Source organism: Rhizobium sp. 05N49, from assembly GCF_056396805.1.
This window is the reverse complement of sequence record NZ_JBFTME010000026.1, coordinates 30359-44274: the sequence shown is the minus strand read 5'-3', so window position 1 is coordinate 44274 and position 13916 is coordinate 30359. Positions and strand designations below refer to the sequence as shown.

14 protein-coding genes are annotated in these 13916 nt (G+C 59.5%); 8 read left to right on the top strand and 6 right to left on the bottom strand.

Features of this window, described 5'->3' with window-relative positions; translation table 11 throughout:
* Both AC1DF8_RS32070 and AC1DF8_RS32065 read right to left on the bottom strand, forming a co-directional pair.
* Positions 1 to 186, bottom strand: coding sequence for a hypothetical protein (locus AC1DF8_RS32070; RefSeq protein WP_113017221.1), 186 nt, complete (start codon positions 184 to 186; stop codon positions 1 to 3).
* A gap of 104 nt (positions 187 to 290) precedes the next feature.
* Positions 291 to 1193 carry a LysR family transcriptional regulator gene (locus tag AC1DF8_RS32065; protein ID WP_478156653.1) on the bottom strand — a complete coding sequence of 301 codons (903 nt, stop codon included), beginning with the start codon at positions 1191 to 1193 and terminating at the stop codon, positions 291 to 293.
* Between the two features lie 158 nt (positions 1194 to 1351).
* Here AC1DF8_RS32065 and AC1DF8_RS32060 point away from each other — a divergent pair, with 158 nt between their 5' ends.
* Complete coding sequence (locus AC1DF8_RS32060) at positions 1352 to 1744, top strand: hypothetical protein (protein WP_246715791.1); 393 nt, start codon at positions 1352 to 1354, stop codon at positions 1742 to 1744.
* Between the two features lie 76 nt (positions 1745 to 1820).
* Here the strand turns inward: AC1DF8_RS32060 and AC1DF8_RS32055 are convergent, their stop codons facing one another.
* Complete coding sequence (locus AC1DF8_RS32055; protein ID WP_478156651.1) at positions 1821 to 4208, bottom strand: phosphoketolase family protein; 2388 nt, start codon at positions 4206 to 4208, stop codon at positions 1821 to 1823.
* A gap of 68 nt (positions 4209 to 4276) precedes the next feature.
* Complete coding sequence (locus AC1DF8_RS32050) at positions 4277 to 5455, bottom strand: acetate/propionate family kinase (RefSeq protein ID WP_478156649.1); 1179 nt, start codon at positions 5453 to 5455, stop codon at positions 4277 to 4279.
* 209 nt (positions 5456 to 5664) lie between these two features.
* On the opposite strand from AC1DF8_RS32050, the gene AC1DF8_RS32045 reads away from it, so the two are divergent.
* Positions 5665 to 7260, top strand: a complete 1596-nt coding sequence (locus tag AC1DF8_RS32045; RefSeq protein WP_478156647.1) for an inorganic phosphate transporter — start codon at positions 5665 to 5667, stop codon at positions 7258 to 7260.
* A gap of 12 nt (positions 7261 to 7272) precedes the next feature.
* Here the strand turns inward: AC1DF8_RS32045 and AC1DF8_RS32040 are convergent, their stop codons facing one another.
* Positions 7273 to 8844: a putative bifunctional diguanylate cyclase/phosphodiesterase gene (locus AC1DF8_RS32040; RefSeq protein WP_478156645.1), complete on the bottom strand. Its 1572-nt coding sequence runs from the start codon at positions 8842 to 8844 to the stop codon at positions 7273 to 7275.
* A gap of 235 nt (positions 8845 to 9079) precedes the next feature.
* On the opposite strand from AC1DF8_RS32040, the gene AC1DF8_RS32035 reads away from it, so the two are divergent.
* The 4 genes from AC1DF8_RS32035 to AC1DF8_RS32020 all read left to right on the top strand — a co-directional run bounded on the left by AC1DF8_RS32035 (position 9080) and on the right by AC1DF8_RS32020 (position 11776).
* Positions 9080 to 9322 (top strand): DUF6894 family protein, encoded by a 243-nt coding sequence (locus AC1DF8_RS32035; protein WP_113204204.1) that lies wholly within the window; start codon positions 9080 to 9082, stop codon positions 9320 to 9322.
* A 60-nt stretch (positions 9323 to 9382) separates the two neighbouring features.
* Positions 9383 to 9733: a hypothetical protein gene (locus tag AC1DF8_RS32030; protein WP_478156643.1), complete on the top strand. Its 351-nt coding sequence runs from the start codon at positions 9383 to 9385 to the stop codon at positions 9731 to 9733.
* 112 nt (positions 9734 to 9845) lie between these two features.
* Positions 9846 to 11339 carry a sensor histidine kinase gene (locus tag AC1DF8_RS32025; protein ID WP_478156641.1) on the top strand — a complete coding sequence of 498 codons (1494 nt, stop codon included), beginning with the start codon at positions 9846 to 9848 and terminating at the stop codon, positions 11337 to 11339.
* Positions 11336 to 11776, top strand: coding sequence for a response regulator (locus tag AC1DF8_RS32020; protein WP_113204206.1), 441 nt, complete (start codon positions 11336 to 11338; stop codon positions 11774 to 11776). Before AC1DF8_RS32025 ends, AC1DF8_RS32020 begins: the two co-directional genes overlap by 4 nt.
* A 279-nt stretch (positions 11777 to 12055) precedes the next feature.
* Here the strand turns inward: AC1DF8_RS32020 and AC1DF8_RS32015 are convergent, their stop codons facing one another.
* Positions 12056 to 12601, bottom strand: coding sequence for a histidine phosphatase family protein (locus tag AC1DF8_RS32015; protein WP_112972111.1), 546 nt, complete (start codon positions 12599 to 12601; stop codon positions 12056 to 12058).
* A gap of 231 nt (positions 12602 to 12832) precedes the next feature.
* Here AC1DF8_RS32015 and AC1DF8_RS32010 point away from each other — a divergent pair, with 231 nt between their 5' ends.
* On the top strand, positions 12833 to 13042 hold the full coding sequence (locus AC1DF8_RS32010) for a CbtB domain-containing protein (RefSeq protein WP_112972087.1): 210 nt from the start codon (positions 12833 to 12835) through the stop codon (positions 13040 to 13042).
* Between the two features lie 117 nt (positions 13043 to 13159).
* Positions 13160 to 13894 (top strand): CbtA family protein, encoded by a 735-nt coding sequence (locus AC1DF8_RS32005; RefSeq protein ID WP_112972088.1) that lies wholly within the window; start codon positions 13160 to 13162, stop codon positions 13892 to 13894.
* Positions 13895 to 13916: the final 22 nt, after the last annotated feature.

The following is a 13916-nucleotide window of genomic DNA, read 5'->3' as shown; positions in this document are numbered from 1 at the left end:
TCAGTTTTCCGTCAGCGCGGGAAGGGGTGCTGAGCGCTCGGCAATGTAATCGGCCTTCTTTGCGGATGATCCGCTGTTTTCGCGGCGCTCGTCGGCTTCTTCGCGGCTGCCAGCCTCCGGGGCCATATAGAAGGCAAGCATTTCCTCCAGGCGGGAGGCAGTGAGGTTGGCGGCGAAACCCTTCATGGCTTTCCTCGGCGGTGTTTCCGGTCGGGGAATTTCATAGCGTAGGTCGCGGGAGGTGCGGAATATGGGGCAGAAGGTTGTCACCAACTTTCGAGGTTGCGCATCTAACGGCTGATAACTTCGAGGCAGAATTCGATAAAAGCGTTGACCTTGGCCGGCACGTGATGCCGGGATGGATGGACGGCATAAAGCGGGAAAGTCTCGCCCGGCCAGTCCGGATAGAGTTCGACAAGACGTCCCTCTGCAAGCAGATCCTTGACGCTGAGGGCGAGAACCTGGGCGATGCCGGCGCCCGCGAGGCAGGCATCAAGCATGGTGCCGGCATCACTCATCAGAAGCGGACCACGGGCGTCGAGCGGCACGATCTTCTTGCCCCTGTGCAGTTCCCAGCCGAAGGTTCGGCCCGTCAGCGGATCGCGAAACTGAATGCAGAGGTGGCCGGCGATTTCGGCAGGTGTCTTTGGTGTGCCGTGTTCAGCGAGATAGGCAGGGGTTGCGACCGTCAATACACGGGTTTCCATCAGCTTGCGGGCGATGCGCGAGGAACTCGGCTGCTGGCCGAAGCGAATGGCGAGATCGATACCGTCGGCGACAAGATCGCTCATCAGGTCGCGGGTTGTCAATTCGAGTTCCAGCGCCGGATAGCGGGTCATAAACTGCTTCAGGTGTGGCGCCAGCACCATGCGGGAAAAGATTGGATCGACATCGACACGCAGGCGCCCGCGGACGGTCGACAAGGCGCCGGAGGCACGTGTGGCGGCTTCTTCGATGCCATCCAGATGCGGAGCGACCTGTTCGTAGAAACGTGCGCCTTCATCCGTCAGTCTCACCGAGCGGGTGGTGCGGTCGAGCAGGCGCACACCGACACGTGCCTCCAGCCTCGATATCGCACGGCTGACGCCGGAGGCCGAAAGGCCGAGCGCGTCCGCCGCCTTGACGAAGCTGCCGCTTTCGACCACCGCGGCAAGCGTGCTGACACCGGAAAGAAGGCGGCCGTCGAATGCCATGGATCACTCCTGATTTGACGTCATGGATGATGTTGGGCAAGTGCCGGCCAGTCAAGAAAACAAATGTCTATCGCGGGCCGCTCGGATCGAGAAAACCGGCTCGATGGAACAACTTCCCGCCGATTTGGTTTCTACGTTACAGATTGGAGGATCAAGAGATGACCCAATATGGAGACGAAAAGAACCGAATTGTGGATGAGAACACCGGCATGCCACTCGGGCAGGCCTCCTATGAAGAGGAAAAAACGCTTGCCGATGAGCGGCGTAGCGTCTCGCTCTGGGGCGTGCTCGCCGCCGGCATTCTGGTCATTCTGATTGCTGCGGCAAGTTTTGCCATCTGGCCAGGTTCGACCAATGAACCGGCTTCGACCGCATCGACGACCCAGGACCCGATCAACGCACAGCCCTCGGGCCAGGGCACGTTCGACAATAATCCGGCAACCGGCTCCATCAAGCCGCCGGAAGCCACAGACCGCGATCCGACACCTGACGGCAGCGGCGGCGGTCCGACGGGCGTGACGACGCCGAGCGGTACGCAGAACGGACAGTAAATTGTGATCTTGCTCAACGGCTGGGGAAGGGCTGCGCGTTTTCTGCGCGGCCCTCTTCATATCCGCTGACCTCGTCTCAGGCTGCGGGCCATTTCCAGTTGCGCACGTCGGGCATGTCCTCACCATATTCCCGGACATAGGCATGGTGCTCGACGAGCTTGGCTCGCAGGCTCTCCAGCGCTTCTGGCACTTTCTCCTTCAGGCCCGGCACACGTTCGATCACCTCGATGGCAAGGTGGAAGCGGTCAAGTTCGTTGAGCACCGTCATGTCGAACGGCGTGGTGGTCGTGCCTTCCTCGATGAAACCGCGCACATGGATATTGCGATGGTTGGTGCGCTTATAGGTCAGCCGATGGATGAGATAGGGATAACCGTGATAGGCGAAGATCACCGGCCTGTCCGACGTAAAGATCGCGTCGAAGGCTTCGTCCGTAAGGCCGTGTGGATGCTGATCCTTTGATTGCAGAGCGAGCAGGTCTACGACGTTGACGGTGCGGATCTTAAGCTCCGGAATATGCTGGTGCAGCAGATCGACGGCGGCGAGCGTCTCCATGGTCGGGACGTCGCCGGCGCAGGCCATGATGACGTCGGGCGCCACCGTATCGTCTTCATGACTTGCCCAATCCCAGATGCCGATGCCGGTCTCGCAGTGTTTTACCGCCTCGTCCATCGTCAGCCATTGTGGCTCCGGCTGCTTGCCAGCGACGATGACGTTGATGCGGTCATAGGTTTTCAGGCAATGGTCGCCGACCCAGAGCAGGGTGTTGGCATCCGGCGGCAGGTAGATACGGACGATGTCGGCCTTCTTGTTGGCGACGAGGTCGACGAAGCCGGGGTCCTGATGCGAAAAGCCGTTGTGATCCTGCCTCCAGACATGGGAGGTCAGCAGATAGTTCAGCGAGGAAATCGGCTTTCTCCACTCCAGTTCGCGGGTGACCTTCAGCCATTTGGCGTGCTGGTTGAACATGGAATCTATGATGTGGATGAAGGCCTCGTAGCAGGAGAACAGGCCGTGCCGGCCGGTCAGCAGGTAGCCCTCCAGCCATCCCTGGCAAAGATGCTCGCTCAGCACTTCCATGACACGGCCGTCCCTGGAGAGGCTGACGTCATAAGGTTCGATTTCTTCCATCCATACACGATCGGTGACTTCGAAGACGCTGCCGAGGCGGTTCGATTCCGTTTCGTCAGGGCCGAAGATGCGGAAATTCGCATTGGCTTCGTTGAGTTTCAGCGTGTCACGCAGGTAGTGTCCGAGGATTTCGGTGGATTGCACCATGCTATCACCGCGCTTTTCCACGTTTACTTCATAGGCGCGGATATCGGGAGCATTCAGCTCCTTGCGCAGAATACCGCCATTGGCGTGCGGGTTGGCGCCCATGCGACGCTGGCCTGACGGGGCGAGTGCCCGCAATTCCGGCTTCAGTCTACCGGAAGTATCGAAGAGGTCTTCCGGATGATAGCTGCGCATCCAGTCTTCGAGGATTTTCCGGTGCCCGTCGTCGTCGCGGCAATTGGAGACCGGCACCTGATGGGCGCGCCAGAAACCTTCGACTTTCTTACCGTCCACCTCTTTCGGTCCGGTCCAGCCCTTGGGGCTGCGCAGTACGATCATTGGCCAGCGCGGGCAGGCCTRTGGCGCCTTACCGTCACGGGCTTGTTTCTGAATGGCGCGGATACGATCGAAGACTTTCTCGAAGGTTGCCGCCATCTGCTGATGCATCTTTGCAGGCTCATGGCCTTCGACGAAGAAGGGCTCATAGCCATAGCCCTCGAACAAATGTGCCAGGTCATCGTCACTCGCACGGCCGAGGATGGTCGGGTTGGCAATCTTGTAGCCGTTCAGGTGCAGGATCGGCAGAACAGCGCCGTCGCGGGCAGGATTCAGGAATTTGTTGGAGTGCCAGCTTGCTGCAAGCGGGCCGGTTTCGGCCTCACCGTCACCGATAACGCAGGCGACGACCAGATCGGGATTATCGAAGGCGGCGCCATACGCGTGAACGAGTGCATAACCGAGTTCGCCGCCCTCATGAATGGAGCCCGGCGTTTCCGGTGCTGCGTGGCTCGGGATGCCGCCGGGGAAGGAAAACTGGCGGAAGAGCTTGCGCATGCCGTCCTCGGTCTCGGCGATATGGGGATAGATCTCGCTGTAGATGCCTTCGAGATAGGTATTGGCGACCATGCCCGGTCCGCCGTGACCGGGGCCGCACATATAGATGATGTCGAGATCGCGGGCGCGGATAACGCGGTTCAGATGTGCATAGATGAAATTGAGACCTGGCGTCGTACCCCAGTGGCCGAGCAGGCGGGGCTTGATATGTTCTGGTTCCAGGGGCTGGCGTAGGAGAGGATTGGAGAGGAGATAGATCTGCCCGACCGAGAGATAATTGGCTGCGCGCCAGTAGCGGTCGATGAGAGTGAGTTCGGCGTCGGACAGAACTGCTGGAGTCGAGACATGCTTTTCCATGGATTCTCCCATTTAAACTTGTTCAACGTCAATTCTAGCTGCTAGCGCCCGCGTGCCTTTGATCTGGATCAGCCGGAGCGAACTATTGCGAGCGCCTCCTGTGCGATGATCTGTTCCTCGTCCGTGGCAATGACATGCGCCGTTATGCGGCTTGCGGGTGTCGTGATTGTGAAGCCGTTGGCGCTGTTTGCCTTGTCATCAACCGTAACGCCGAGCCAGGCGAGACGCTGGAGGACGGCGGCGCGAATCTGGGGCTGGTGCTCGCCGATGCCAGCGGTAAAGACGATGGCGTCGAGCCCGCCGAGCGTCACAGACATGCGGCCGATTTCGCCGGCGATGCGCAACGTGAAAAGGTCGAGCGCCTCTCGGGCCTCTGGACGGCCGTCCTCGAGAAGATCGCGCGTATCGGCATTGATGCCGGAGACGCCGAGCAGACCGGCGCGATGATAGAGCATATCTTCCACCTGATCGGCAGACAGCTTCTTCTGCTGTAGGAGATGCAGGATCACGCCGGGGTCGAGCCAGCCGGGCCGTGTCGCCATCGGAATGCCGTCGAGCGTCGAAAAGCCCATGCTGCAATCGCGGCTGACACCTTTTTCCAATGCGCAGAGGCTTGCACCGCTGCCGAGATGGGCGGCGGCGATCCTCGGCTTGGTCGACAACCTGCGGTTCACTTCACCGGCAATGAACTTGTAGGAGAGACCGTGAAAACCGTAGCGCTTGATGCCTTCCTCATGAAGTGCACGAGGGATGGCGAAGCGGCGGACGAGATCGGCCTGAGTGGCGTGAAAAGCGGTATCGAAGGAGGCCGTCTGGGCAAGATGCGGCCTCAAGTGCCTGAGCGCGCGAATGAAGCGTAGCGCCTGCGGCTGGTGAAGGGGAGCGAGCGGGATCAGTGCGTCGATCGCGTCGATTGCGGCATCGTCGAGCGATATCGCTTCGGTAAAGCGGTCGCCGCCATGGACGACGCGGTGGCCTGCCGCACGGACAGCGGCGATATCGAAGTGGTCCGCCAACAGCTCGAACGTCTCGTCGATGACGGAATGCAGATCGTCGGTCAGCGCGGCTTTCAGGGGCATGTCGAAAGTCTTCGGGCCTTCGGTCAGGCTGAAGGCCAGCGGCGCGGCGCGAAAATCGATTACGCCCTTGCCGATCCGCCGCACCCTCGCATCCTCGATGGCGAAAATGCCGATCTTCACCGTCGAGGAGCCGGCATTGAATGTCAGGAGAAGATCGGTTGACGGCATGTTGCTTGATGCTCCCCGGCAAGCGTGACGTTGAGCGAACTTAGCGTCATTGCGCCGAGTGGGAAGCCTTTTGCCTTCCGGGCAGGCGATTTTCGGTTGTCGATTTCGGGCCAGACCAGGACCAAGCGCGGATCGCCGCGTCATGAGAGTTTCACGCTACGGATTTATTAACAAATGGCAAATTTGCAAATGGAACAAGGAACTATGCCATGGCCGATATTGCCCCCAGCCATAGCGACGCTTCCCATCCGCTGCATCACTCGAACTCCTCCGGCAAATGGTTTCTGCCGGTGTTCGGGCTCGTTGTTGTTTGCGGTCTCGGATATGTCGCCTATGCCCTCGCCCGTGATCTGACTGCCGCAGTTGCCGTTCCCTGGTTACTTCTCGGTCTTGCGCTGTTGATCGCGCTTGGCTTCGAGTTCGTCAACGGTTTTCACGATACTGCGAATGCGGTGGCAACCGTCATCTACACGCGCTCCATGCCGGCGGAGTTTGCCGTCATCTGGTCGGGTTTCTTCAATTTCCTCGGCGTTCTGACGTCCACCGGCGCCGTCGCTTTCGGCATTCTGGCGCTGCTGCCGGTCGAGCTTATCCTGCAGGTCGGTTCCGGGTCCGGTCTTGCGATGGTCTTTGCACTGTTGATCGCGGCGATCCTCTGGAACCTCGGCACCTGGTATCTCGGCCTGCCGTCATCAAGTTCGCACACACTGGTCGGCTCGATCATCGGCGTCGGCCTCGCCAACCAGTTCCTGGCGCCGGCAGGGTCCGCTACCAGTGGTGTGGACTGGTCGCAGGCGACGAATATCGGTCTGTCGCTGCTGATCTCGCCGCTCATCGGCTTCGGTCTCTCCGCCATTCTGCTGCTGGTCCTGAAATTCCTCGTTCGCAAGCCCGAACTCTATCAGGAGCCGAAGGGCAACCAGCCGCCGCCGTTGTGGATTCGCGCTATCCTGATCTTCACCTGCACGGGCGTCAGCTTCGCCCACGGCTCGAATGACGGCCAGAAGGGCATGGGCCTCATCATGCTCATCCTCATCGGTCTCGTGCCGACCGCCTTCGCGCTGAACCGCACGCCTGACGTCAACTATCTCGAAGCCTACAAGTCGGCTTCGGCCCAGGTGGAAACGGCACTCGGCAAGTATGTGAAGCCGGGTGTGACTGTTGGCGATTACAAGGCCGAGATCAGCAATGCCGTCAAGAACAAGGTCTGGACGGATGCGACCACGCCGGCGCTGCAGGAATATATCCATCACACAAGCGCTGAAGTGGCTGCCTTCCCGACGCTGGAAGCCGTTCCGACAAATCTTGTCGGCAACATCCGCAACGATATCTATCTGATCGGCGAGGCGCTGAAGCTCATCGACAAGCAGAAGCTGCTGCCGATGGACGCGACCGATCTGAAGGCGGTCACCGCCTATCATGCCTCGGTCGACAATGCGACGAAGTTCATTCCGCTGTGGGTGAAGGTCGCGGTGGCGCTGGCTCTCGGCCTTGGCACGATGGTCGGCTGGAAGCGCATCGTCGTCACCGTTGGCGAAAAGATCGGCAAGACGCATCTAACCTACGGACAGGGTGCTGCTGCGGAAGTCGTCGCCATGGTGACGATCGCCTCGGCGGACCATCTCGGCCTGCCGGTTTCGACCACGCATGTGCTGTCGTCGGGCGTTGCCGGCACGATGGCTGCGAATGGGTCGGGCCTGCAATGGTCGACCGTGCGCAATATGATCATGGCCTGGGTGCTGACGCTGCCGGCCTCGATCGCGATCGCCTTCCTGCTGTTCGTGATCCTGCGCCAGGTCTTCTAGGTCTGAGCCTGGTCAAGCCGTAGAGGCCAGACCAGCATTTTGACTTTCGATAAAGATGCTCGCCTCTGCGGCGGGCATCGCCTTGCCGAAGAGATAGCCCTGGCCGATATCGCAGCCGAGCTGCAGCAGATACGCGAGCTGGACGTGCTCCTCGATGCCTTCCGCCGTTGTCTTGATGTTGAGGCTCCTGCCGAGTGCGAGCATGGCACGGACGATCTTGTCCTGCTTTTCGTCCTCGCGGCAGGTTGCGATGAAGCTCTTGTCGATCTTGATTTTGTCGAAGCGGTAGCGGGCGAGCTGCGCGAGGCTCGAATAGCCCGTGCCGAAGTCGTCGAGTGCGATCTGCACACCTGCCTCGTGCAGTTCATCGAGAATATGGGCAGCGATCGCCGGATCCTGGATCAGCGCGTTTTCGGTAATTTCCACCTCGAGCCGTTTCGCCGGCAGACGACTTGCTGTCAGCACCTTGAGAATGCGCGAGGTAAGCAGCTTGTCTTCCATCTGCACCGGCGAAACATTGAAGGACAGCCTGACATGGTCGGGCCAGTCCAGCGCATCGTGGCATGCCTGGGTCAGGAGGTTTTCGAACAGTTCGGTGATCATGCCGGTTTCTTCGGCAATACTGATGAAGACAGGCGGCGGGATGTTCATGCCGTCTTCATCGGTCCACCGCGCAAGCGCCTCGAAGCCGCAGAGCCTGCCGCTCCTAAGGTCGATCAGCGGCTGGTAGTGGATCTTGATGGCCTTGCTTTGAATGGCTCCGCGCAGTTTTGTTTCCAGCGATGCGCGCTCCGTCACCCTGTCCTGCATGGATGGTTCAAAGATCAGATTGTGATTGGGGCCGCGCGATTTCGCCTCGTACATGGCAAGATCGGCGCGATGGGCAGCATCCTCCAAAGGTTCGGCGCCCTCGTTCCAGCGATCGTAGCCGACGCTGGCACCGACCTCGACAGCAAAGCCATCGATCAGGATCGGGCGGGTAACCGCCTGGATGAGCACTTTGGCGAACCATTCCTCGCGGGCTGCTGTAAGGCCGAGGGCAATGATGATGAATTCATCGCCGCCGAAACGATAGACGCAATCGGCATTGCCAAGTGCACAAATGCGCTTGGACACTTCCACCAGCAAGACGTCGCCGCCCTTATGGCCGACAAGATCGTTGACCTTCTTGAAGCCGTCGAGGTCGACGGAGAAGATGGTGACATTGCTGCTGGATTCTTCGGGAATATTGCCCTGTGTATCGGAGAGCTTCGGCAAAATCTTGCGCTCGAAGGCGTAACGGTTCGGAAGCTTCGTCAGATGATCATGGGTGGCCGTCCAGTCAGCGCGCGCCTGGGCGGCATCGCGAAGCTGCATCTCCTTGCGAAGGTCGGCGATGCGCAACACGGAATAGATGAAGCTCATTCCGCCGGCGATGCCGAGAGCGAGCACAAACTTGTCTGCACCGTAATTTTCGAAACGGCTCATGAAGGTGACGAGCCAGCTATCGACATCAAGCAGGGCACCCGAAATCCACAACGCCGCACCAAGCGCCATGATCGTCAGGCATTGCCTTCCCGCCCTGCTCCTGAAGAACTCCAGCATCCGTTTCTCCATCTCCACCCGGCGCCGGAAATATCATCAAATTCTGAAATGTTTATTGAAACCTGAAGGCGAATTGTCGGGGCTCTGCCAGCAGCCGACGGCGAATCCGCGGACAATGAGGCTACATTTCGTGCCGGGAAACGGCTTTCGAGATACGAAGCCGGATGCCAAATTTACTGCTTGTTGAAACCTTTGACCGCTTGCCGCTTTATGCTTTCGCAACGGATGCAAGCGGATGTCTCTCTTCTATTTCAAGACTATAGACAATGACGGCACGGTTCCCGGAGACCTGCCATTCGAATTTGCCGACCTATTCGCCGCCGTGGAGGAGGCAAAGCATGTGCTGGCGGAAATGGCGCTCGACGGCTTGCCGCAATGGCCGGGCGGATCGCTGGGCATMGAAGTGCAGAACGGSGACCGCTCTCCGATCGTGCGGCTGCGGCTGGAGCTGAAAGTCGACTACATCCGGTCGCCCTGAACGGAACCAATGTTGCTTCCAAGCCGTTGACCGGGACCATCCACGAGAGAGGACAATCTCATGCAACTTGTCGGCACTCAAGTCATACCCGCCTATGGCGGCAAGGGCGGTTTCACGGTCGAGTTCGTGGGCGACGGCGGCGAGGTCGTCTCCGTGCAGATCAAGAACGACCGCGGGCAGCAATTGAACCGGTTGAACGCAGTTCAAAAGGCGAGGGAAGTGATGAGCCGTTTTGCTACGGCGGAGATCCGCGACGAGGACACTCGCCCCAGCGTGCTCCGGACTGCCCGTGCGGCGGGTGATCAGGGAACGATGGAAGAGCAGCTTGACGAAGGGCTGGAAGGCACTTTCCCCGCCAGYGATCCGGTCTCGGTCACCAACTCCGCAATCCCGAAGGGCAGCAAGCACTGATCTGTCCATTCATGGCCGCACCGGCAGAAGGCGCCCTGTGATCATCAGCTTGATCGCAGGGCGTTTTTCGGTCACAGGTACTTTAGAACCAGAAGCTCAAAGATCGCTCTTCATGCCCTCCTCAAATGCCCCTTTCGTGCGCTCCGCGCTGATCATGCTTGCGCTCGGTGTGTTGATCCTGACGTTGATTGTCGGGACCTCGCTCTGGCTTGTTCGTGAAAACAGCGTCTATTCCGATGAGGTGGCGCAGATACGTCAGGTGCGCAGCGCGGCCGCCGATCTGCTATCGACGCTGCAGGACGCCGAGACCGGCCAGCGCGGCTTTCTGCTGACGCTGGATCGGAAATACCTCGATCCCTACAATGCAGCGATTGAAAGTCTCTCGGAGCGGCGCCAGCGGTTGCGGGACGCCACCAATGATGCCTTGCGATACAGCGGAAGCATGGCTTCTCTTGATCATGCGATCGACGCCAAGCTCAAGGAGCTTTCATCGACCATTACGCTCGCCTCGCAAGGGCAGATGGCGGATGCACTTGCCATCGTCCGCGGCGATGCCGGCAATGCAGCAATGGCGGTGGCACGCTCGACGCTCACCGGTCTCATCGCTTCGACAGACGATCGCCTGCGGGTTGTCGTTACGGAACAATTGAATGGGGCCGCCAATCTGCAATGGGTCACGGTTGGCGGCGCAATTGCAATTGTCATCGTCGTCGGTGGCGCCATCCTCATTATCGTCCAGCACGTGCGAGAACTTTCGCGGGCGCAGAGGGAGCTCGAAGTGCTCAATGTCGGGTTGGAAGAGCGCGTGAGCGAGCGCACCGAAGATCTTATGCGGGCGAACCAGGAAATCCAGCGTTTCGCTTATATCGTCACGCACGATCTCCGCGCGCCGCTCGTCAACATCATGGGCTTTCTGAGCGAACTGGAAACCAGCCTGAAGGCGGTAACCGCTTATGTTGTTGCAGATGACAGAGCGCCGAGCGAAGAGGAAATCAGGGAGGCGCGGCTTGCGGTGCAAGAAGACCTACCGGAGGCAATGAATTTCATTCGCTCCTCCACGCGCAAGATGGACTCGCTGATCAATGCCATCCTGAAGATTTCGCGAGACGGCCGGCGCAAGCTTGCTCCGGAGCGCATCGATCTCAAAGCGTCGCTCGAAACGGCGGCCGCGAGCGTCCAGCATCAGATCGCTGCTTCCGATGGAACGGTGGACGTCGACGTGCGCGTGCCTTCGCTTGTGACGGACCGCTTCTCCCTCGACCAGATTTTCGGCAATATCTTCGACAACGCAGTAAAATATCGTTCGCCGGCCCGGCCGCTCGATTTGCGGGTGAGGGTAGTGCCGGCAGGCAAAGGGCGTGTCCAGATCGACGTCAAAGACAATGGCCGCGGTATTGGAAAGGCGGATCTGGAGCGGGTATTCGAGCTTTTCCGACGCGCCGGCGAGCAGGACCAGGCGGGCGAGGGCATCGGACTTGCCTATGTGCGCTCGTTAATACGAAATTTGGGAGGCGATGTTACGGTCGATTCGGCCGAAGGCGTCGGAAGTACATTTACACTCGTACTGCCGGCAGACCTCAGCGCGATTATAAAGGCAGAAACATGAAAGCTACCGGCAAAGAAGTCACCATCGTCATGATCGAGGACGATGAGGGGCATGCCCGTCTCATCGAGAAGAACGTGCGCCGCGCAGGCGTCAACAACGAGATCGTGCCGTTTACCAACGGCACCAGCGCTCTCGATTTTATTCTCGGAACGGATCGCAGCGGCGAAGTGAGCCGCGACCGCTATCTTCTCGTTCTGCTTGACCTGAATCTGCCGGATATGTCGGGCATCGATATTCTCGAGAAGATCAAGGGCAACGAGCATACCAAGCGTCTGCCGGTGGTGATCCTGACGACGACCGACGATGAGCGTGAAATCCAGCGCTGCTACGATCTCGGCGCCAATGTCTACATTACCAAGCCGGTCGATTACGACAATTTCGCTCACGCGATCCGTCAACTCGGCCTGTTCTTCGCGGTTATCCAGATCCCGCAATAAACTGGCAAAGAGAAAGGCGAGCAGCCTTAGCACGCTCGCCTTTGACGTACTCTGACAGTTCAGGCGACATTGATCAGCAATGGTACGCTGATCATGATGCCGACGAGAACGGCGACGACAGTTGCGACACGCACGATGCGAATACGCCGCGTGCGCTCCCCACTCCAGTCATAGGTCATTTTTCGTCTCCTCGGGGAAGGACGTAGAGCCCGGAACTCCGGGTTCAACATGTATGACTGTGTTTGCTTGTGTAAGGCTGGACTAATTTACGAGGATTGTTCAGAAACGCAGTGACCAGCGGCGACCGTCATGCGTCATGCGCACCATGCCGAGCGGCTGGACATCGATGGTCCAGAAAGATGCGAACGGCGCTTTCACCACATCCAGGATCGCAGCGCGGATGACGGCTGCGTGGGTGACCGCAACGACATGGCCGCCGAGCGGCATTTCCTCGTTCATCCAGCCGGCGACGCGCTTGCAAAGCTGTTCCAGGCTCTCACCCTGATGAGGAGAAGCTTCGGGATCGGACATCCAGAGAGCAAGGTTTTCCGGTTCTTCGGAGTGAAGGCTCATGAGCGGCTTGCCGGTCCAGCGTCCGTAGTCGCAATCCCTGAGCGAAGGGGCACGGGTCGCGTCGAAGCCAAGCATCTGCGCCGTCTGCAGGGCGCGCAGCGCCGGGCTCGCGAAAACCCTGTCCGCTCGCCCAGGCACCGGCAACATGGCCTCGCTCAGCGCCTGTTCCTCCAGCGGTTCGTCCGTGGGAAACGAAGCGGTGCGATTTGCCGCCGTGGCACCGTGGCAGATCCATGTGAGGCGGGTGGTCACGTTGCTCGGCGCCCTCCTGATATAGGGCGGGATGGCCGCCGCCCGCATATGAAGTTTCGTTGACAGTATCTTTGACGAACAGATATAACCGTGACGTTGCGGGTTTGGAAGCCGGTGAAAGTCCGGCGCGGTCGCGCCACTGTGACCAGCGTGTCGAAATTCTTCGCGTTGGAAGTCAGACCTTACCGCACGCAAGATCTTCGACTGAACGCGTCATTCCAGGAGGAATACATGTCTGACACCACTTTTGCGCCCGTCGCAGCCCCCGCACCGATTCCGCTTGGCCAGATCATGCCCTGGGCGATCTTCGGCGGCCTGCTGATGCTGATTGCCATCTATTTCGTCGGCACCGAAGAGGGTGCGATGGCGATCTTCAACGGCATGTATGTGCATGAATTCGTTCATGATGCTCGCCACCTTCTCGGCTTCCCCTGCCACTAAAGCGCGTCGCGATCTTCCGGATCCGCCCGATACGTTATAGATTTTTGTTTTCTTGCATGCCGTCATCGCAAAGCCGATGAGCGCTTTTGCACGACATGCTTTAGGGGAGTGTCTCACATGGTTGGAAATCTTCTGCTTCGCGGCATGATCGCGGGCGCGATTGCCGGCATCCTCATTTTCGCCTTTGCGCGCCTCTTCGGCGAACCGCTCGTCGATGCGGCGATTGCTTTCGAAGAAGCGACAGCGCAGGCTGCCGGTACCGCCGCCGAGCCTGAAATCGTCAGCCGCGCCATCCAGGCAGGGCCTGGGCTTCTTGTCGGCGTCATGGCCTATGGCGTTGCCATCGGCGGGCTGTTTGCGCTTGTCTTCGCCTTCGTGCATGGCCGCTTCAGCAGCCTCTCGGCACGCGGCACGTCAGCCGTTATCGCCGCAGCTGCTTTCGTCGCCATCGTTATCGTTCCGGCCATCAAATATCCGGCCAATCCGCCGGCTGTCGGAAACTCGGATACGATCGGCGTGCGCACCGAGCTGTTCTTCCTGATGATCGTCGTTTCGATTGCTTCGCTGGTCGCGGCCGTCGCAATTGCCCGCAGTCTGGCGGCACGTTACGGCTCATGGAATGGGGCGATCGTTGCGGGTGTTCTCTTCGTCGTGTTCATCGGTCTGGTGGAATATCTGCTGCCGCCAATCAATGAAGTGCCGGAGAATTTCTCGGCGACAGTTCTATGGCGCTTCCGCGTGACCACGCTCGGCATGCATATGATCCTCTGGTTGGTGCTCGGCCTTGCTTTCGGCGCGCTGGCTGAGAAGCGTCTTGGAGCGAAGAGCGGGTTGCGCCCCGCCTATCGATAAGGTGCGGTAGAGGGAGCTTGCT

Bases quoted from the DNA above. Each gene is read 5' to 3' on its own strand.
- AC1DF8_RS32070 (WP_113017221.1), bottom strand. From the start codon at position 186: ATGAAGGGTTTCGCCGCCAACCTCACTGCCTCCCGCCTGGAGGAAATG.
- AC1DF8_RS32065 (WP_478156653.1), bottom strand. From the start codon at position 1,193: ATGGCATTCGACGGCCGCCTTCTTTCCGGTGTCAGCACGCTTGCCGCG.
- AC1DF8_RS32060 (WP_246715791.1), top strand. From the start codon at position 1,352: ATGACCCAATATGGAGACGAAAAGAACCGAATTGTGGATGAGAACACC.
- AC1DF8_RS32050 (WP_478156649.1), bottom strand. From the start codon at position 5,455: ATGCCGTCAACCGATCTTCTCCTGACATTCAATGCCGGCTCCTCGACG.
- AC1DF8_RS32045 (WP_478156647.1), top strand. From the start codon at position 5,665: ATGGCCGATATTGCCCCCAGCCATAGCGACGCTTCCCATCCGCTGCAT.
- AC1DF8_RS32040 (WP_478156645.1), bottom strand. From the start codon at position 8,844: ATGCTGGAGTTCTTCAGGAGCAGGGCGGGAAGGCAATGCCTGACGATC.
- AC1DF8_RS32025 (WP_478156641.1), top strand. From the start codon at position 9,846: ATGCCCTCCTCAAATGCCCCTTTCGTGCGCTCCGCGCTGATCATGCTT.
- AC1DF8_RS32020 (WP_113204206.1), top strand. From the start codon at position 11,336: ATGAAAGCTACCGGCAAAGAAGTCACCATCGTCATGATCGAGGACGAT.
- AC1DF8_RS32010 (WP_112972087.1), top strand. From the start codon at position 12,833: ATGTCTGACACCACTTTTGCGCCCGTCGCAGCCCCCGCACCGATTCCG.
- AC1DF8_RS32005 (WP_112972088.1), top strand. From the start codon at position 13,160: ATGGTTGGAAATCTTCTGCTTCGCGGCATGATCGCGGGCGCGATTGCC.